At 71.1% G+C, this 19,043-nt stretch carries 12 protein-coding genes; 2 read left to right on the forward strand and 10 right to left on the reverse strand.

All coding sequences use genetic code 11. The features are described from left to right. Positions 1 to 3: 3 nt before the first annotated feature. Positions 4 to 1,143, reverse strand: coding sequence for an isochorismate synthase (locus tag ACWIGI_RS06705; RefSeq protein ID WP_454201363.1), 1,140 nt, complete (start codon positions 1,141 to 1,143; stop codon positions 4 to 6). Between the two features lie 9 nt (positions 1,144 to 1,152). Continuing rightward, positions 1,153 to 1,983: an SDR family oxidoreductase gene (locus ACWIGI_RS06710; protein ID WP_454201364.1), complete on the reverse strand. Its 831-nt coding sequence runs from the start codon at positions 1,981 to 1,983 to the stop codon at positions 1,153 to 1,155. Between the two features lie 100 nt (positions 1,984 to 2,083). Here ACWIGI_RS06710 and ACWIGI_RS06715 point away from each other — a divergent pair, with 100 nt between their 5' ends. Then, positions 2,084 to 3,730 carry a (2,3-dihydroxybenzoyl)adenylate synthase gene (locus ACWIGI_RS06715; protein WP_454201365.1) on the forward strand — a complete coding sequence of 549 codons (1,647 nt, stop codon included), beginning with the start codon at positions 2,084 to 2,086 and terminating at the stop codon, positions 3,728 to 3,730. Positions 3,731 to 3,792: 62 nt separating this feature from the next. Here the strand turns inward: ACWIGI_RS06715 and ACWIGI_RS06720 are convergent, their stop codons facing one another. From ACWIGI_RS06720 to ACWIGI_RS06755, 8 genes are all read right to left on the reverse strand, one after another. Then, entirely contained in the window at positions 3,793 to 4,026 is a 234-nt protein-coding gene (locus ACWIGI_RS06720; RefSeq protein ID WP_454201366.1) for a phosphopantetheine-binding protein, read from the reverse strand. 2 nt (positions 4,027 to 4,028) lie between these two features. Continuing rightward, positions 4,029 to 4,865, reverse strand: a complete 837-nt coding sequence (locus ACWIGI_RS06725; protein ID WP_454201367.1) for a siderophore-interacting protein — start codon at positions 4,863 to 4,865, stop codon at positions 4,029 to 4,031. Next, a complete protein-coding gene (gene entS, locus ACWIGI_RS06730; RefSeq protein WP_454201368.1) occupies positions 4,865 to 6,094 on the reverse strand; it encodes an enterobactin transporter EntS in 1,230 nt (409 codons plus the stop codon). The genes ACWIGI_RS06725 and entS overlap by 1 nt, the downstream gene beginning before the upstream one ends. After that, entirely contained in the window at positions 6,091 to 7,071 is a 981-nt protein-coding gene (locus ACWIGI_RS06735) for an ABC transporter substrate-binding protein (protein WP_454201369.1), read from the reverse strand. The genes entS and ACWIGI_RS06735 overlap by 4 nt, the downstream gene beginning before the upstream one ends. A gap of 65 nt (positions 7,072 to 7,136) precedes the next feature. Continuing rightward, positions 7,137 to 14,915: an amino acid adenylation domain-containing protein gene (locus ACWIGI_RS06740; protein ID WP_454201370.1), complete on the reverse strand. Its 7,779-nt coding sequence runs from the start codon at positions 14,913 to 14,915 to the stop codon at positions 7,137 to 7,139. A 149-nt stretch (positions 14,916 to 15,064) separates the two neighbouring features. Next, the gene (locus ACWIGI_RS06745) at positions 15,065 to 15,901 is read right to left on the reverse strand and encodes an ABC transporter ATP-binding protein (protein ID WP_454201371.1); all 837 of its coding nucleotides are present in this window, start codon (positions 15,899 to 15,901) and stop codon (positions 15,065 to 15,067) included. Between the two features lie 12 nt (positions 15,902 to 15,913). After that, positions 15,914 to 16,963, reverse strand: coding sequence for a FecCD family ABC transporter permease (locus tag ACWIGI_RS06750; protein WP_454201372.1), 1,050 nt, complete (start codon positions 16,961 to 16,963; stop codon positions 15,914 to 15,916). After that, positions 16,960 to 17,973: an iron chelate uptake ABC transporter family permease subunit gene (locus tag ACWIGI_RS06755; RefSeq protein ID WP_454201373.1), complete on the reverse strand. Its 1,014-nt coding sequence runs from the start codon at positions 17,971 to 17,973 to the stop codon at positions 16,960 to 16,962. The genes ACWIGI_RS06750 and ACWIGI_RS06755 overlap by 4 nt, the downstream gene beginning before the upstream one ends. Before the next feature lie 246 nt (positions 17,974 to 18,219). On the opposite strand from ACWIGI_RS06755, the gene ACWIGI_RS06760 reads away from it, so the two are divergent. Beyond that, a complete protein-coding gene (locus tag ACWIGI_RS06760) occupies positions 18,220 to 18,927 on the forward strand; it encodes a hypothetical protein (protein ID WP_454201374.1) in 708 nt (235 codons plus the stop codon). Positions 18,928 to 19,043: the final 116 nt, after the last annotated feature.

Below are 19,043 nucleotides of genomic sequence, written 5' to 3' on the forward strand. Positions count from 1 at the left end.
GGGTCAGGCGACGGACAAGGGCAGATCCGAGATGCCGAGCGGGCCCAGGATGCGCCCGAATTTGCCGGTGGTCTCGGCCAATTCGGCGGCCGGATCGGATTCGGCGACGATGCCGCCGCCCGCGTGCGCGAGCAGGCTGCGGCCGTCCGCGGCCAGTTCCGCGCAGCGAATGCTGACCATCCACTCGCCGTCGCCGGCGGCGTCGCACCAGCCCAGCGTTCCGGCATAGAAGCCGCGATCGCCTTCGAGTTCGGCGATCAGCCGGGCGGCCGGCGCGGTGGGGGTGCCGCAGATGGCGGGGGTGGGATGCAGGGCGGCGGCCAGCTCCAGCGCGGAGGGACCGTCGGCGGGGACGACGGCGGTGATCGGGGTGCCCAGGTGCCACATCTCCGGGGTGCCGGTCAGTTCGGGCGTCTCGGGGGTGTGCACGGCGGTGCAGCGGTCGCGCAGGACACCGCCCACCTGGTCGACCACGTAGCGGTGCTCGTGCCGATCCTTCGACGAGGCGAGCAGGGTGTCGGCCGCGATCCGGTCGGCGTCGGGATCGCCCGCGCGCCGGGCGGATCCGGCCAGCGGGTGACTCAGGACGGCATCGCCGACGCGTTCGATGAGCACCTCCGGGCTCGAACCCACCAGGTGCCTACCCCGGTAGGCCGCCCCCGCCGCGGACAGATCCACCAGGAAGCCGTTGCCCACCGGATCGGTCGACACCAGCAGGTCGAGCAGTTCACCCGGCGTGATCGGCCGGTCCGAGCGTGCGCGAATCGCCCTGGCCAGCACCACCTTCGACAGCGGATGCGCGGGATCGGCGAGCAGCCGCACGGCCGCGGCCACGTGCCGCACATGGGTCTCCGGCGACGGGAACGCGGCGTCGATCTCGAAGTCCGGCAGCGCGTTCGGGGCTTGGGCCGGATACGGGGTCGCGGTGATCGAGATCGATTCCGGCGCGAACAGCGCGGCGGGCGCGCCCACCGCGAACGGCAGCGCGCCCACGATATGACTCACCTCCCCCGCGCGCAGTGCCGCCGCCGCGTCGCCCGCCGTGTGGAACACGCGGCCGACGCCGTGCGCGATCACCGTGCGATGTGGTCTGGCCAGCACGAAGGCGGGCTCCGAAGCTGAGATGGCAGAAATGGCAATCATCCTCTCGAATCACATGTCGAGCGTGGCTCCGCCGTCGACCCGCAGGTCGTGCATGGTGATGTGGCGGGCGTCGTCGGAGACCAGAAAGCGGACCACCGCGGCGATATCGGCGGGTGCGGCGATGCGCCGCAGGGGAATTCCGAGGCGGTAGGCCCCGGGATCGCCGTCGAGCAGGCTCGCTCGGGCGGCAGTGCTCAGGGGGGACGGGCCGGCCGGTGCCGCCGGATCGAGCGGGTCGCCCGGATACAGCCCGCGCAGCATGTCGGTGTCGGTGGAGCCCGGGGAGACCAGATTCACCCGGACGCCGTGCGGGGCCACCTGCAGGGCCAGGGCCCGGGTGAAGGCGGTGGCCGCGGCCTTGGACGCGCAGTAGGCGGCCATGCCCGACCGCGGGGTGCTCGCGGCGTTGGAGGACACGACGACGATGGAACCGCGCCCGGCGGCGACCATCTCGCGGGCCGCGCGCTGGGTGACGTGCACGGTGCCACCGGCGTTGACCGCGAGCGAGCGCTCCCAGTCCTCGGGTGAGATGTCCAGTGCGGAACCGGCGTGCATGACACCCGCCGCGTGCACGAGAACGTCGGGCACCCCGAAATCGGCGATCAGCCGATCGAAGGCCACGCCCACCGCCGCGCGATCGGTGATGTCGATCCGCGCGGACTGCACGATCGCGTCGTGCGCGGCGTCCAGGTCACCGGCGATCTCGTGCACGCGGGCGTCGCGGTCCCACAGCGCGACGGCCCGGGCCCCGGGCGCGAGCGCGGTCGCCACGGCCGCCCCGATACCCGCCGCGGCGCCGGTGACCACGACCGATGGTGCACCCGATTCGATCATGAACATAAGGTTAGCCTAACCTGATAAGAATGTGGGGCGCTCGTCTTCGGTGCGCTCCGGGCCGCCCGGCGCACCGCCCGTTCTTCACGAAAAGAGGTGCACCACAATGCCATCGACCGTGCTCAACGGCTTCACCCCGTGGCCTCCGGCCGCCGCGCGCCGGTACCGGGAACAGGGTTGCTGGACCGGCGAGACCTTCGGCGACGTGCTCACCGCCCGCGCCGCCGCCACCCCGGACGCCGTGGCCGTACTCGATGCCGGAAATCGCTGGACCTACGCCGAACTCGACCACCGCTCGCGCGCGCTGGCGACGGGTCTGGCGCGTCTCGGAATCGCCCGGGACGACCGGGTTCTCGTGCAGCTGCCGAACCGCGCCGAGTTCGTGGAAGTGATCTTCGCACTGTTCCGGCTCGGCGCGCTGCCGGTGTTCTGCCTGCCCGCGCATCGGCGGGCGGAGCTGACCCCCATCGCCGTCGCGAGCGGCGCGACCGCCATGATCACCGCCGGTACCCACCAGCGTTTCGACCATGCGGCCCTGGCGGATTCGATCCGCGCGGAGGTCGGCACCCTGCGTCACATCCTCGCGATCACCGACGACGCGGACACCCTGCCCGCCGGGGTACACGACCTCGCCGACTTCCGGGACGAACCGGGCCCGCTGCCCGTACTCGACGCGAGCGCCGTCGCCTTCCTGCAGCTCTCCGGAGGTAGCACCGGGATTCCGAAACTCATCCCGCGCACCCACGACGACTACCTCTACAGCGTGCGGCGCAGCGCCGAGATCTGCGAACTCGATTCGAGCACCGTGTATCTCGCGACCCTGCCGGTGGCCCACAACTTCCCGATGAGCTCGCCGGGCATCCTGGGCGCGCTCTGGGCGGGCGGCGCGGTGGCCATGACGCCCGACCCCACCCCCGCCACCGCGTTCGCGGCCGTCGAACGGTTCGGGGTGACCATCACCGGCCTGGTCCCGCCGCTGGCGCGGCTGTGGGTGGAACGGGCCGAAGCCGGTGCGACGCCCGATCTTTCGACCCTGCGGGTGGTCCAGGTCGGCGGCGCCCGCTGCCAGGAGGAGCTGGCCCGGCGTATCGGGCCCGCGCTGGGGGCGACCCTGCAGCAGGTCTTCGGCATGGCCGAGGGGCTGGTCTGCTACACCCGCCTGGATGATCCGATCGACGTGGTGATCGGCACCCAGGGCCGGCCGATGTCCGAGTTCGACGAGGTGCGGGTGGTCGACGAGTCCGGGGCCGACGTCCCGGCGGGCACCGACGGACATCTGATCACGCAGGGGCCGTACACGATTCGCGGCTACTTCGACAACGCCGACGCCGACGCCCGAAGCTTCACCCCCGACGGCTGGTACCGCACCGGAGACGTGGTGCGACTGCGGCCCGACGGCAACATCGTCGTACAGGGCCGGGCCGGGGACTGGGTCAACCGGGGCGGGGAGAAGGTCTCCGCGGAGGAGCTCGAGGCACAACTGCTCGACCATCCGGGCATTCGCGATGCCGTGATCATCGGCATGCCCGATCCGGTACTGGGACAGCGCATCTGCGCGTTCGTGCGACCGGCCGACCCGGAGCGGGCGCCGTCGCTGCTGTCGGTGCGATCGTTCGTGCGCGAGCGCGGCGTGGCGGCCTGGAAGATGCCCGACGCCGTGGTGGTGGTCGAGGACTTCCCCGAGACCGGCGTGGGCAAGACCAGTCGCAAGGAATTGCGGCGGCTGCTGGCCGAGGGCGCGCGGGGGCGGTGAGCCGGGCGGTGGCGCGGAACGCCCGGCTCGATGTCCGAGTCCGGGCACCGCGCCACTGGCGTTCACGACAGCGCTTCGAACCAGGACGCCAGGACCGGATCCGAAGCGAGCGTGGGGAAGTCGATGTGCGCGTGCCCGTCCGCGCGCCACTTCTCCACCAGCGACATGATCCGCACCGAATCCAGGCCGGCGTCCAGGAGATTGGTCTCCGGGGTCAGCTCGGCCGGGTCGATGCCCAGTACCGTTGCCACATCGTCGATCACGTACTGCCGCAGGGCGGTCGTCTCGTTGGTCATCGTCACTCGTCCCGGTCGTAGTCGGCCACGCCGCGCTTCCAATAGCCGGCGATGAGATAGTCCTTCGGTCCCACGGTCAGTTCGGTGCGCACCCAGCGGCGCAGCGGGCGCAGGACGCCCGACTCACCGGCCAGCCAGAGGTAAAGCCGTTGTCCGGCGGGCACTTCCACGGTGCGCAGCGCCTGTTCCAGGGCATCCCCGGTGCCAGGTTCGGCCGCGCCGCGATGCACCCAGGTCACCCGCACACCGGCGGGCGCGTCCAGGGGAATCTCCTCCTCGGGGCCGGTGACCTCGATGAAAGCCCAGCCGGTCGCCTCGCGCGGCAGCCATTCCAGCCAGCGGGCGATGGCGGGCAGCGCGGTGATGTCGCCCGCGAACAGGTAGGCGTCGTACGTCTTGGGCACCACGACCCCGCCGGGCGGTCCCGCGATGTGCATGGGCGTGCCCGGGGTGGCGGCCAGCGCCCACTCCGAGGCCAGGCCGCCGGGGTGAATGGCGAAGTCGATGTCGAGTTCGCGGTCCGCGGCGCTGAATCGGCGCACCGTGTACTCGCGCGAGACCGGGCGCGGGTTGCCCCACTCCAGGGACAGCCCGTCCCGGTTCGGCAGCCGCAGCTCACCGGTCTCGTCCGGGAAGATCAGGCGCACGTGCTCGTCCGGCACGTAGCTGTGGAAGCCGGCGAGATCCGCGCCGCCGAAGGTGATGCGGAGCAGGCCCGCGCCCACCGGCGCCGTGCGGATCACCTCCACCGCGCACAATCCGATCGGGTAGCCGACTTTGGCTCCGTGTTCGCCCGCGAGCACCTCGTCGATGCGTTCGGCGTAGGCGGCTCGATCCATCAGCCCGCCTCCTTTCTCCACAGGGGCGCGGCGGCCAGGGCCGTGACCGCGCCGAGTACCAGTACGACGAGCCCGTACACCACGAGAGCGGTTCCGGGCGTCCAGAATTGGCCGGCCACACCGGCCGCCATGGACCCGATGGCGGTGCCGGTGACGGCCTGCACCATGAGCAGTCCGGACAGCCGCCCGCGCAGTTCGTCCGGCGCGTGCTGCTGCAGGACGGTGAAGCGCAGCACGATGCCGATCGCGCGGGCCATACCGAACGCGGCCAGGCCGAGGAACACGCCCGCGGCGTGCGGGAACAGTCCGGCGGCGATCACGCCGAGGGGCATGAGCGCCAGCGTGATCAGCAGGCCGCGGCCCGGCGTGCTCGTGCGCCCCATCCAACCGCTGGTCAGCGAGCCCAGCACCGCGCCCGCGCCGGGGGCGGCGTAGAGGATGCCCAGGGTGGTTGTGCTGCCGTCGAATTCGTCGGCGACGAGGGCCGGGAGCAGCACCAGCGGGCCGCTCACCAGCATGGCGATCACACCGGTGAGCAGGGTCGCGCGAATGACGCTGTGCCGCAGTGCGAAACGTATTCCCTCGCCGAGTTCGCGCAGGGGATTGCGGATCTCCCGGGCCGGGACCGGTTGCGGGCCGATCGCGCGAATCAAGCTGACGGTCGCCACGGTCGCGGCGGCGGTGAGGAAGTAGGCCGGGCCGACTCCCGCCTGCGCGATGAGCACCCCGGCCAGGGCGGGGGTGATCATGGTGCCCAGGTCCGTGGTGAGCGCGGTGAGAGCGCCGGCGGCCGCCATCTTCTCCCGGCCGACCAGCGCGGGAATCAGGGCCATGAGCGCGGATCCGCTCACCCCGCCCGCCAGGCCGTCCACGACGCCCGCGGCGTAGATGACGGGCAGCAGCGGATCCGGGAGCAGGGCGTTCACGCCGAGTGCCAGGAAGCCGACGCCCGCCGCGGTGCGGGCCCACCCGATGGTGTCGCGCCGGTCGTACCGGTCCGCGATCACCCCGCCCGCCAGGCTTCCGGCGAACAGGGCGACCGCTGTGACCGTGGTGACGCCGGCGACGTGCAGGGAGGATCCGGTGAGCTGGTAGACCTGCACGGGCAGGGCCACCATGAGCAGTCCGATCCCGAGCACCGAAATCAGCCGGGCCGCGAAGGCGCAGCGGAATTCCCGGCTCGCCCGCAGGGGTGAGAGATCGATGAGCAGGCCGCCGACGGCTGTCACTTGAAGGTCGCTCCCAGCAGATCGAGGGTGCTCATGGCGTTGCGGTAGTCGGGCCGCTGGGCGGTGGCGGGCAGGTCGTAGACCTTGCCTGCCTGGAAGGACGGCAGCTTGGAGAGCATGGCGTCCTCCTTGAGCTGGGCGATGGTGCGCCCGCCCTCGAGCTGCACCACGAACAGCACCGGGGCGTCCACGACGGTGGTGGTCACCTCGGGGCTGAAGGACACCCAGTCGGCGGCGGCGGGCCGGGAGGGGTTGCCCGCCTTGGCTTCCACCTTGTCGTCGATGGTGAAACCGACCGCGCTCAGCAGCGAGGCGATGGGGGTGCCGGGCGCGATGACGGACGGCTTCTGGTCCTTGCGGGACTGGAACACCGCGACGGCGCCCTGCGGCACCTTGATGGTGGACTTCACCTGCGCGACCTTGTCGTTGTACGAGGTGATGATGGCGTCGACCCGGTCGGCCCGGTCGACCGCGTTCGCGACGGCCTTCAGGTGGTCCTGCCAATTCGAGCTGTTGGAGGGGATCAGCACGGTCGGCGCGATGGCGGCGAGCTTGTCGTAGGCGTCGATGGACTGCTGGCCCGGGTAGCCCTGGCCGCCGCCGATGATCAGGTCCGGCTGTTGCGCGGCAATGAATTCCAGGTTGATGTTGTCGCCCGACGGCAGCACCTCGGTGCCCTGCTTCTTCGCGTCCTCGGACCAGGCGGCCGGGAACTCGCCGGGCTTCAGGGTCACCCCGAGTACGCGCGGGTCGGCGGCCTTCACCTTCGCGCCCAGATCGAAGAGGTATCCGGCGAGGGAGCCGTTGACCACCACGATGCGCTGGGGGTCGGCGGGCACGGTGATCGCGCCCTTGTCGGTCTGGACCTCGCGGGTGCCCGATCCGCTCGCGTCGTCGGAGCCGGAACTACAGCCCGCGACGAGCGCGACCAGCGCGAGGACGAGCAGGACGACGGCGGCGCGCAAGCGGGCCGTCATGCGGTACAGCGTCATTGGATGGGTGTTCTTTCTTCTTCGGGGGTGGGTCTGTGCGGGGACTGGGGTCAGCCGCGCAGCGCCGGGTCGGCGTCGAGCAGCGCGGCGACCTCGGTCCAGCCGGGCGGGGACACGATGTCGAAGTGCGAGTAGGGCAGGCGGCGCACGGTCACCCGGGCCCTGGCCGCCCGCCAGCCCGCGATCTGGGCGTCGGTACGGGCGGGTTCGTCCCCGGTGTCGGCGGCGTACAGCGCCATCTCTCCGCCGTAGTGCGGGGCGGTGGATCGGGTCACCATGCCGAGCAGCCCGGTGGCCGAGGTGCGGATGGCGTGCGCGAGTTCCGGTGCGTCCCCGGGTAGTTCGGGAAGCAGCCGGTCCAGTTCGGCAGGATCGGCCAGCGCGCGAGTGGCGCGGTCGACCAGGTTCGCGAGCGGATGGGAGTCGATCAGCCCGACGTAGGCGATGGTCTCCCCCGACTGCTCGAGCAGCGCGGCGACGGCCTGCGCGATCACGCCGCCGAGGGAGTACCCCAGCAGGTGGTACGGGCCGTGCGGCTGGACCCGGCGGATGGACGCGAGGTAGTGCCGGGCCAGCTCGTCGAGCGTGTCCGCCCGGAACTCGCTGTCCCGCAACGTCGGACACTGCACACCCACGATCGCGCGGTCGGCCCGCAGCAGCCGGGCCAGCGGCCCGAACTGCCAGGCGGTGCCGCCGACGGGGTGGATGCAGAACAACGGTTCGGCGGTGCCGGTGGCGCGCAGTTCGAGCACGTGGTCGAGGCGGTTCCCGAGCATGGCCAGCCCTGAATCCGAGAGCTCGGGCTCACTGGCAACCGAAACCCCGGTTCGCGTCGCCACGGTCGACGCGGCGACCTGCGCTGTCCCGGACCCGAGTCGCAGTCGCGCGGCGGCGGCAGTGTCGTGAGCGGTGGTCGCTACCGGTGCGTCATCGGCGGGGCCGGCCGGGCCACGCGCAGCCGAGCGTGAATCACCCTGCGGTGCCCAGGTTTCGATGTGCTCGGCGTCGGACGCCGCTGGTAGGTGGGAACCGAATCCGGCCCGCTCCTGGATGAGCGCGGCCAGTCCGATGGCGGTGGGCGCGGCGAAGATGTCGTCCAGCACCACGTCCAGGCCCGCGCGGCGGAGCCTGCCGGTCAGCCGAACGGCGGTGAGCGAATGACCGCCGGTGGCGAAGAAGTCCGCGTCCGGGGCGAGATCGGCCAGGGAGAGCACGGTGGCCATGGCGGCGCGGATGTCGTCGACGGTCCGGCCGGAAGTCCCGGTGCCCGGCTGCGGTTCGGCCCGATCGGCGTCCGATCCGATGTCGATCGTGTCCGTACGGACCGCACCTTCGTCGGGTCCGCCGTCAGCTGCCGGGGCCGGCAGGGCTTTGCGGTCGATCTTCTCGCTGGCGGTGCGCGGGATCTTGTCCAGGACCACATGCGCGGCGGGGAGCATGTGGGCCGGGAGCACGGTGCGCAGGTGTGCGGTGACCGCGTCGGTGTCGAGAGTTGTTGCGGCGGCGGGGATCAGGTAGGCGACCAGGCGTTGGTCGCCGGGGGTGTCCTCGCGGAGCAGGACCACGGCCTGGGCCACGCCGGGGCAGCGGAGGAGGGCGGACTCTATGTCGCCCAGTTCTATGCGCTGGCCGCGGAGTTTGATCTGGGTGTCGGACCTGCCGAGGTAGTCGAGTTCGCCGTGCGGGCCCCAGCGCACCAGATCGCCGGTGCGGTACATGCGGTCGCCGACGCCGGCGGGATCGGCGACGAACGTCGCGGCGGTCAGGCCGGGGCGGGTCAGGTAGCCGCGGGCCAGTTGCACGCCGGTCAGGTAGAGGTCGCCGAGGGTGTCGGGTGGGACCGGGTGCAGGGTCTCGTCGAGGACGCGGACCCCGGCGCCGGTGGCGGGCACGCCGATCGGCACCGAATCCACGTCGGCGTCGGCGGTTTCGTGATGGGTGATGCAGACGGCGGCCTCGGTGGGACCGTACAGGTTGAACACCCGCGTGCCGGTCAGCGCGCGCATGCGATGGGCGGTGGCGGGCGGGAGCGCCTCGCCGCCGGTCCAGACGCTGCGCAGGGTCGTCGCGCCGGACAGGTCGGCTTCCTCGCTCAGGACCGTCAGCATGGAGGTCGTCATCTGGATGGCGTTCACCCGCTCGGCGCGAATGAGCCCGGCCTGGTAGTACGGGTCGCGGTGCCCGCCGGGCCGGGTCAGCACGATGCGCGCGCCGACGAGCAGCGGTAGATAGAGCTCGAGGAGCGAGGCGTCGAAGGTGGGCGGGGTGCGGTACAGCACGGTGTCGCCCGCGCCGAAACGCTGTTGGCGTTGCAGCCATTCGAAGGTGTTCACGATGGCGGCGTGTGGAACGGTCACGCCTTTGGGGACGCCGGTGGAGCCCGAGGTGAACAGGAGATAGGCGGCGTTGCTCGCGTGCAGTGGCGCGCGGCGGTCGGCGTCGGTGATCGGGGTGGCCGCGAAACCGGCGGTATCGAGGGTGTCCAGCGTGACGACGGGCGCGCGGCCGGTCGTGAAGTCGTCAGCGGTGCGGGTGAGAACCAGTGCCGGACCGGCGGTTTCGAGGATGACGTCGATGCGCTCGGCCGGTTGCGTGTGGTCGATCGGCAGGTAGACGCCGCCCGAGCGGCTGATGGCGTGGGCGGCGATCACGGACTCCACGCCGCGTTCCATGGCGACCACGACCACCGTCTCGGGCGCGACGCCGCGCGCGATGAGCCAGCGCGCCAGGCGATTGACGCGCGCTTGGAACTCGCCGTAGGTCAGGGTGTGGTCCCCCGCGGTGACGGCGGGTTCGTGCGGGCCGACCGGTGTCGTGGACTCCCAGCAGGCCAGGGTCGACCCGCGGGTGTCGGCGGCGGGTGCGGACTCGAGGATCGACGCGACCGTCGCCGCGGAGTTCACGGTCAGCGCGGTGAGCATTCCACTCAGCCGGGCGGCCAGATGCGTTGCCAGGGAAGCGGATACCGCCGCCGGGTCGTGGTGCAGCACCAGTTCGAAGGCGTCGCCGGGGAGTGCGGTGACGATGACCGGGTAGTGGGTGAGACTGTGCACCTCGACGTCCGCGACCCGCAGATCGTGGGATTCCGGCTGGCGCAGGCCGGTTTTGGGGAAGTTCTGGTACACCACGAGGCTGTCGAAGAGCTGTCCCAGCCCGGCGGCGCGTTCGAGCGTGGCCAGGCCGAGGTGGCCCAGGGCCTGCATGTCGAAGCTGTCGCGCTGGAATTCGGCGAGCTGGGCGACGGGCGGCCGGTCCGAGTCCCAGTGCAGCCGAACCGGAACCGTGTTGCTGAACAGGCCGACGGTGAACTCGACGCCCGGCAGTTCGGCGGGGCGGCCGGACACCACCGTGCCGAAGACGACGTCGTCGCAACCCAGGTGCTCCGCCAGGGTCAGGGCCCACGCGGCCTGCAGCAGGGTGTTCATCGTCAGGCCGTGTTCGCGGCCCAGCACGTTCAGGGCGGAGGAGGCGTTGTCCGGCAACGGCACTCGCAGCGCCACGGGTTCCGAGCGCTGCCCGGGCCGGCCCAGGAGCGATCCCCGCGCCAGGCCGCCGAGGTAGGTCCGCCACCGTTCGATGGCGCCCGCGGTGTCGCGGGCGGCGAGCCAGGCCAAATAGTCGCCGTAATAGCCCGGTGCGGTGAGCTTTTCGCTCTCGCTCTCGTGGTAGAGCGTGAGCGCCTCGCGCAGAATGATCGGCACCGACCATCCGTCCGCGAGCAGATGGTGGGCGGTGAGGATCAGCCGATGCACCGAGTCGGTCAGGTGGATCAACTGGACGCGCAGCAGCGGCGGCCGGGCGATGTCGAAGGGTTCGACTCCGGCCCGGCGGGCCAGCTCCGCGGCCTCGTGCTCGGCCTCGGCCGGCGCCAGGTCACGCAGATCCGCGGTACGCCAGCGCACGCGCGGGTCGCGCGGAATCACCTGCACCGGTTGGTCGAACCGCTCGTAGCAGAACGCCGCGCCCAGGTTCGGATGCCGGGTGAGCACCCGGTCGAACGCCGCCGCCAGCCGCGCCGCATCGGCCGGACCGGCCAGGTCGAAGCGCGCGGTCATGGTGTAGACGTCCGCCGCGCCGTCCCGGAGGGCGTGGTAGAGCAAACCCTCCTGGAGCGGAGACAGCGGCAGCACGTCGGCGATCGGGCCGTATTCGGCGGTCAGGTCATCGATCTCGCGCTGCGATAGCGCGATCGAAGCGGTGCGGTGGTCGTCGGGTTCGGTGGAGCGTTCGGGGAACCGCCTGTCCGTGCTTGCGAAGGGCGCCGCGCCAACCCGGTCCCGGCCGACATCGCGCCCGTTCCAGGGCTGTGCCTGCGCGGTGGCGACAGTACCGGCCCCCGGCAGCGAACTCGTCTCGGGCGAAATCGGATTCGATTCCCCGCCGCCCGCTCCGGCTACTGCCACCGGCCCCGCCAGGGCCGCGAGCTCACCCAGCCCGCGCCGGGTCAGCAGTTCCTGCGGGGTCAGCAGCAGCCCGCGCTCACGCAGGCGGCTGCTGACGGTGATCGCAGTGATGCTGTCGCCGCCGGCCCCGAAGAAGTCGTCGTCGACACTCACCGCGTCGTGACCCAGTGCGGCGGAGACGATCTCGCAGAGCACGGCCTCGGCCGGGGTGGTCGCCGCGCGTCCGGCCGCGAGCGCATCCGGCGCCGGCAGCGCCGCCCGATCCACCTTGCCGTTGACGGTGAACGGCAGTGCGGCGAGCACGACCACCCGCGCGGGCACGAGGTGATCCGGCACCGAATCGGCCATTCGCGAACGCAATTCGAGCACATCGGGTTCATCGCTCCGCTCGGCCACCACGTAGCCGACGAGCGTGGCCCGCCCCGCGATCTCGCGAATGTCCGCGGCGGCGGCCCGGACCCCCGGCAGCGCGCCGAGCGCGGCCTCCACCTCGCCCAACTCGACTCGGTGCCCGCGGATCTTCACCTGGTTGTCGACCCGGCCCAGGTATTCGTAGCCGCCCCCGGCAATCCAGCGGGCCCGATCACCGGTGCGGTACATGCGCGCACCCGGCGGGCCGAACGGGTCGGGCACGAATCGCTCCCCCGTGGCCCCGGGCCGCCCGAGGTAGCCCCGCGCGATGTTCGGCCCCGCGAGGTACAGCTCCCCCACCCGCGCGTCGTCGACTACCTGCAATGCGTTGTCGAGCAGATACATTCGCGTACCCGGCAGGGGATGCCCGATCACCGGCACGTCCCCGGCGACGACCGCCCGGCTGGCGTCTACGGCCCCCTCGGTCGGCCCGTACAGGTTGACCGCGTTCACCCCCTCGGCCCGGATTCGCCGCCACAGCTCCGGCGGACATCCCTCGCCCCCGAGCGCGACCAGTCGCGGCGCGATGTCCGCCAGCCCGTGTTCGAACAGGGCCCCGGCGAACCCCGGCGTCCCGTCGACGACGTCGATCCCGTCCCGCTCGAACGCGGCGACCAGCGCTGCCGGATCCCGCCGGATCACGCTGTCGTACAGGCGAACCCGATGCCCGTCCAGCAGCCACAGCAGCGGGTCCAGCGCGGCGTCGAACGCGAACGACGTGGTGTGCGCGACCCGCAACGGCCGGTCACACCCCCGCGCGGCCGCGAACATCCCGTCCCGGTGCGCGGCGAGCAACTGCCCCAGGGCCCCGTGCTCGACCAGCACGCCCTTGGGACGGCCGGTGGACCCCGAGGTGTAGATCAGGTACGCGCCACTGTTCGACTCGTCCACCGCGCCGAGATCCCCCGCCGTACCGTCGTACCGCGCCAGTTCGGCACCGAATTCCGGCCCGTCGACGGCAACCACGTCCGGCCAGGCCCGAGCTGCCGTCGCTCGCACAACCTGTGGCAACGGCGCTGAATCCGGCTCCTTTACAGAGCGAACCGGCTCGGGCCCCATCGCCTCGTGGCCGGTCCTTGTCGCGACACCTTCGACCTCCGGCGGGGTTGCCACGACGTCGGAATCGCCGTACCGCAGCGGGTCGGCGATGAACCCGGGGTGGGCGTCGGCGAGCGGCGATCGATCGCTCGACCTTGGATCGGGCTGCTTTACAGCGCGATTCGCCGGGCCTTCCAGGTCGTCCGCCCGCGGTATGGCCCTCGAGGCCGGGAAATCCGCTTCGCCACCGGCGGTCTCATCCGCTCGTGCGGCTGCATTCGTGATCAGTTCGGAAGCTGCGTCGCCCGTGCTCAGCACCAACAACGGTGCGGCATCGGCGATCATGTCGCGCAGGCGGGCGGCCGGATACTCGGGATCGAGCGGCAGGTAGATGCCGCCCGCGCGCCAGATCGCGAAGGCGGCCACCACGAACTCGGCGGTGCGTGGAAGAGCGACACCGACGACGACCTCCGGGCCGACCCCTCGTGTGCGCAGCAGCCGGGCGAGCTGGTTCACGCGGGCGTCGAATTCCGCCGCGGTCCAGCGCACCCGGTCGTCCTCGAGGACGATCGCGTCCGGCTGCGTGGCTGCCAGGCGGGTGAGGGCGGCGGGGACCGACTCGGGGCGTCCGGGCGGGGGTGAGACGGACCGAGCCGTCAGGAGGTCGGACCGGCGCCGGTGATCCAGCAGTTCCAGTGCGCCGACCGCGGGCTTGTCCGGCCCGGTGAAGGCTTCCAGGACCCGGACCAGGCCGTCGAGGCGGGCGCGGACCGACTCCGAATCATTGTTCCGCGCATCGGATTCGAAGCCGAGCAGCAGCGTGCCGTCGGCCAGCGGGGTCACCGTCAGGCCGAGATCCTCGGGCGGCCCGCCCGCCACGTTGCGCAGAATGCCCTGCGCGCCATCGAAATCCAGCGCGAAGTCGAAGACCTTCAGGTTGACCCCGACCCCGTGCAGCAGCTCGCCGGCGCCCCGGCCGTGGAAGTCGCGGGCCAGATCGTCGCCGCTGTAGCGCTGATGCGCGCGTATCTCGCCCAGGGTGGCGGCGACGCGCGGGCCGAGTTCCCCGAGGCGGTCACCCGCGGCGACCCCGACCCGCAGCGGCAGCACGTTCACCGCCATGGCGGGGGTGGTCAGGGCGGCGCGGCCGACGCGGCCCATGAGCAGCATGGAGATCACCACATCGGAAGTGCCCAGGTGCCTGCTCAAGAACGCGGCGTAGGCGGCGACGAAGACATCGGCCCAGGTGATGCCCAGCCGTTCGGCGCATTCCCGCAGGGCGGCAAGGGTTTCGGCCGGCAACGCGGCCTCGGCGCGAATCGTGCGCTCCACCGCGCCACCGACGTGGGTGCCGCGCCCGTCCAGATCCGGCCACGGCGTGAGCTGCGCGCGCCAGAAGTCGCGATCGCGGGTGAACTGCTCCCCCGCGCGATACTCCCGCTCCTCGGCGACCAGCGCCTCGATCGTCCCGAAGGTGTTCCCGCGCGGCGCCGTTCCGCGCCGCAGCGCCGTGTAGTGCGCCGCGACCCGGCGCGAGAGCAGCGCCGCGCTGTACCCGTCCACGATGAGGTGGTGATAGAGCTGCACGCACCAGACCCGGTTCTCGCCGAGCCGGATGATCGTGTAGCTGTACAGCTGCCGATCCACCATGCCCCGGCAGAACTCCGCGGCCCGCCGCCGCTCGAGCGCCACGGCCTCGTGGGCCAGCGCCGTCGGATCCGCCGCGGCCCGCAGGTCGATCAGCGGCCGCAGTTCGCCCGCGCCGTCGAGCACGGACTGCCGCGGGCCGTCCTCGGTGTCGTGGAACCGCAGCCGCATGTTCTCGGCTTCAGCAATTGTCCGGCGAATGGCCTCGGCCAGCGCATCCACCCCGATCGGCGCGGTTCCGGAGATCTCCAGCACCTCGCCGACCAGGTAGCGGCCCGACTCCGGATCGAAGCGCTGTGCGTTCCAGATGCCCAGCTGTGGTCCGGTCAACGGCAACACGGCAACTCCCCTCACCTACAACGAGATTCGAATTCGGTGGCGGGCGTATCCGGTTCGACCGGAGACGCCGGCGCAGCAGAAGGTAGGTTAGCCTACGTTTACTTAGCGTGGGGAACCTTCGATTCGCGCCGGTCAGCGCCCTACCCGGCCTGCGCCGCGTTCTCCGCCCACGGAATCACCAGCGGTGCACCGGTTTCCGGATCGTCGATTATCCGGCAGCCGAGCGCGAACACCTCGCTGACCAGTTCGGCGGTGACGATGCGCCGCGGCGGTCCGGCCGCGACCACGGCGCCGTCCTTCATGGCGATGAGGTGATCGGCGTACCGGAACGCGTGATTCAGATCGTGCAGCACCGCGACAACGGTCCGCCCCGACTCCCGATTCAAGTTCCGGCACAGATCCAGCAACTGGATTTGATGGGCGATGTCCAGGTACGTGGTGGGCTCATCCAGCAGCACAACGGGCGTATCTTGCGCCAGCACCATCGCGATCCACACCCGCTGCCGCTGCCCGCCGGACAGCTCGTCCACCGCCCGCGCGGACAGCTCACCGACCCCGGTGGCCGCCATCGCCGCGGTCACCGCCTCCTCGTCGGCCCGCGACCACTGGCGCAGCAGCGACTGGTGCGGATAGCGTCCGCGCGCCACCAGATCCGCCACCCGAATCCCCTCGGGCGCGGTGGAAGTCTGTGGCAGCAAACCGATTCGGCGCGCCACCTCCTTGGCCGGATACGAGCCGATCGCCTTCCCGTCCAGCAGCACCGTGCCGCTCTCGGGCGCGAGCAACCGGGCCAGCGCGCGCAGCAGGGTCGATTTGCCGCAGGCGTTCGGCCCGATGATCACCGTGAACGCGCCGTCCGGCACGTCCACCGAGAGTTGATCGCTGATCGTGCGCCCGCGATACCCCAGCCGCACCCGGTCCGCGCGCAACCGCGCGCCGGCGCCCGCTTCCGCGACGGCATCCTGTTTGTCGAGCATCGTCCCGTCCTCCTAAGTCCGCCGGGCCTCGGCCAGCAGCAGATACACCAGATACAGCCCACCGATCGAGACGGTGACCACGCCGACCGGCAGCGGGGTGGGCGCGAACAAACGCTGTGCGATCCAGTCGCAGGTCACCAGCAGCAGCGACCCCATGGCGGCGGCCGGGGCGAGCGCGACGGATGGCGTACGCGCCAGTTTCCGGCCCAATTGCGGTGCGGCCAGCGCCACGAACGCGATCGGCCCGGCGACCGCGGTGGCCACGGCGGTGAGCGCGACGCTCAGCACGATGAGCGACAGGCGGGCCCGCCCCACCCGGATGCCGAACGAACTCGCCTGATCGTCACCGAGTTCCAGCACCGGCAGCCACCGCACCACCGGGCCGAGCGCCACGGCGAGCAGCGCGAGAATGATCAGCGCGGGCGCGACCTGCGGCCAGGACAGCCCGTTGAGCGACCCCGCGCCCCAGGCCGCGGCCGACATGGCCGCGTGCAGATCCGCCCGCAGGATCAGCCAGGTGTTGACCGCCGACAGCATGGCGCTCACCCCGATACCCACGATGATCAGCCGGAAGCCGGATACGTTGTGCCGGAACGCCAGCAGCTGGATGGCGAGCGCGGTCACGACCCCGCCGACGAAAGCGCCGGTGGCGGTCTGGAATCCACCGCCGCCCAGGCTCAGCATGACGATCAGGGCCCCGGTGTAGGCACCGGTGTTGAAGCCGATGATGTCGGGGCTGCCCAGCGGATTGCGGGTCACCGACTGCAGAATGGCGCCGCTCACCCCGAGCGCGGCGCCCAGCACCAAGGCCAGGATCACGCGCGGAAAGCGCCACTCCCACACCACGAGTCGATCGAAGCGGTGATCGCCGACGAACAGCGCCCGCACCACCCGGTCGGGGGCGATGGCGTAGTCGCCGGTGCCCAGCGCCACCACGCCCATGAGCAGGGCCGCGATCACCAGCACCGCGCACACCACCGTGGTGCGCAACCCCACCCGCGCGGTCACCCGCCGGGTACGCACCGTCAGCAGCGACCGGCCGAAGTCGATGGTCGAGCTCATGCCGCACTCACCCGGTCCCGGCGCGCCAGCCAGATCAGCACGGGTGCGCCGAGGAAGGCGGTGACCAGCCCGGCGGGTACCTCGTCGGGCCGAATGAGCAGGCGGCCGATCACATCCGAGCCCAGCACCAGAATCGGCGCGAGCAGCATGGAGTAGGTGACGATCCACCGCTGGTCCGGCCCGACCAGCCGGCGCGCGATGTGCGGCACCGCCAGGCCGATGAAGGTGATCGGGCCGACCGCGGCGGTCGCGGTACCGCACAGCAGGGTGAGCGCGGTGGCGGTGAGCAGGCGGGTGCGGCCCACGTGCACGCCCAGCGCGTGCGCCAGGTCATCGCCGAGCGCCAGCGCGTTGAGCGAGCGGGCGGCGATCACCGCGAGCACCAGACCGAGTCCGATGAACGGTGCGGCGCCGGCGATGACGTCGTACCCGCGGCCGGTGAGCGACCCCGAATCCCACTCCCGCATCTCTTCGAAAGCCTTGGTGTTCAACAGGATCAAACCCTTGGTCAGGCCGGTGAGAACCGCGGTCACCGCGACCCCGGCGAGGGTGAGCCGAATCGGATCGGCGCCCTGTCTACCCGCTGTACCGAGCCGGTAAACCATGAGAGATACCACCGCGGCTCCCGCGAAGCCGAACCAGACGTACGAGGTGATCTCGGTCGCGCCGAGAAAAGCGACCGCGAGCGCGATGGCGAAAGCGGCTCCGGCGTTGATGCCGAGCAGGCCCGGATCAGCCAGGGGATTGCGGGTCAGGCCCTGCATGAGGCAGCCCGCGACGCCGAGCGCGAGGCCCGCGAGCAGGCCGAGCAGGGTGCGCGGCACCCGGTACCCGGTGATGATCAGATGGTCCGGTGAGCCGTCGGCCCACCACAGCGCCTGCCAGACCTCGCCGACCGGAATAGATTTGGCGCCGATCAGCAGGCTGAGCAGGCATGTTGCCGCCAGTATCACCACCGTCAGCAGCCAGCCCGGCCAGTGCCGGGGCCGTGTGCGCGGGCTCGCATCCATGTTTTCGTTCTCTCCGGATTTCTCGTGAGGGAAGGTAACGAAGGTCTTGAAAGGTAAGGCTTGCCTACCCTAGTGTGTCGCTTGTCCGATTCACAGCAACTGCTCAGGAAATTCGCAGCAGTCGCGAGTGTTGAGATCCGGTCGGACGAGATCGAAATATTCAGCCCCGCAACGCAATCGAACGCGTTCGTGCCGGGGCTGACCCGAGCACGCCCTGATGAGGGAATGGAAAGAGGTTCACCCGCAGTGAGATTCACCAAGGTCGCCCTACTCGCCGCCACCCTGAGCACCGCATCCGTGATCGCGACGGGAACGAGTAGTGCTGCACCGCAGGCAGATTCGACCGAGTCAACCGCGATCAACTACACCACTACCACCACACAGACCAATACCGTCATCACCACCGACGCCGGCTCCATGGTCGTCGAGGATGGCGTCTTCAAGGTCAAGGCCGCCAACGGCGTCACCGTCGCGGGCACCGAACTCGCCTTCCGCGTCGACGATTTCGTGTTCCCGATCGCCGCGGACATCACCGACCGCACCGCGACCCTGACGCCCCGATTCGATCTGGCGCACGCGGTCTACCAGCCGGTCGCCCTGCCCTATGAGAACCAGGCGCCCTGGAAGTCCGAGTACGACCGGGAGGTCGCGGCCTGGAGCCGGCTGGGCTCCACCATCAGCCTCGGCGCCAGCATCGCCACCGTCGTCGGCGGCATCGGCGGCGCGGCCTTCGGCTGCCTGGTCGGCGCCGGCGTCGCCTTCGCCGCGACGACCCCGCTGCTCGCCCTGTTCGGCGCGGGACCGCTGGGCGGCTGCATCGTCGGCGCGAGCCTGGTCGGGTTCCTCGGCACCCTCGCCGGTCAGATTCTGATCACCGCCCCGGTCGCCATTCTGGCCGCGGTGCAGTACTTCACCACCATCAACCAGCCGTTCACTCCCCCGGCCACCAAGTAACCTCGCGCAGGACTCAGACATAAAGGTCAGGCCCGGCTTTTCAGTCGGGCCAGGCTTCGTGCGGACACTCCCGCTGCCCTCTTTTCCCGGCACCGCGTTCGTGCAAGAGTGGTGCG

It is taken from the genome of Nocardia sp. NPDC055321 (assembly GCF_053645575.1).

What these genes read in the sequence shown, in the direction of transcription:
- ACWIGI_RS06705 (WP_454201363.1), bottom strand. Translation starts at nt 1,143, where the DNA reads ATGATTGCCATTTCTGCCATCTCAGCTTCGGAGCCCGCCTTCGTGCTG.
- ACWIGI_RS06710 (WP_454201364.1), bottom strand. Translation starts at nt 1,983, where the DNA reads ATGTTCATGATCGAATCGGGTGCACCATCGGTCGTGGTCACCGGCGCC.
- ACWIGI_RS06715 (WP_454201365.1), top strand. Translation starts at nt 2,084, where the DNA reads ATGCCATCGACCGTGCTCAACGGCTTCACCCCGTGGCCTCCGGCCGCC.
- ACWIGI_RS06720 (WP_454201366.1), bottom strand. Translation starts at nt 4,026, where the DNA reads ATGACCAACGAGACGACCGCCCTGCGGCAGTACGTGATCGACGATGTG.
- ACWIGI_RS06725 (WP_454201367.1), bottom strand. Translation starts at nt 4,865, where the DNA reads ATGGATCGAGCCGCCTACGCCGAACGCATCGACGAGGTGCTCGCGGGC.
- ACWIGI_RS06735 (WP_454201369.1), bottom strand. Translation starts at nt 7,071, where the DNA reads ATGACGGCCCGCTTGCGCGCCGCCGTCGTCCTGCTCGTCCTCGCGCTG.
- ACWIGI_RS06745 (WP_454201371.1), bottom strand. Translation starts at nt 15,901, where the DNA reads ATGCTCGACAAACAGGATGCCGTCGCGGAAGCGGGCGCCGGCGCGCGG.
- ACWIGI_RS06750 (WP_454201372.1), bottom strand. Translation starts at nt 16,963, where the DNA reads ATGAGCTCGACCATCGACTTCGGCCGGTCGCTGCTGACGGTGCGTACC.
- ACWIGI_RS06755 (WP_454201373.1), bottom strand. Translation starts at nt 17,973, where the DNA reads ATGGATGCGAGCCCGCGCACACGGCCCCGGCACTGGCCGGGCTGGCTG.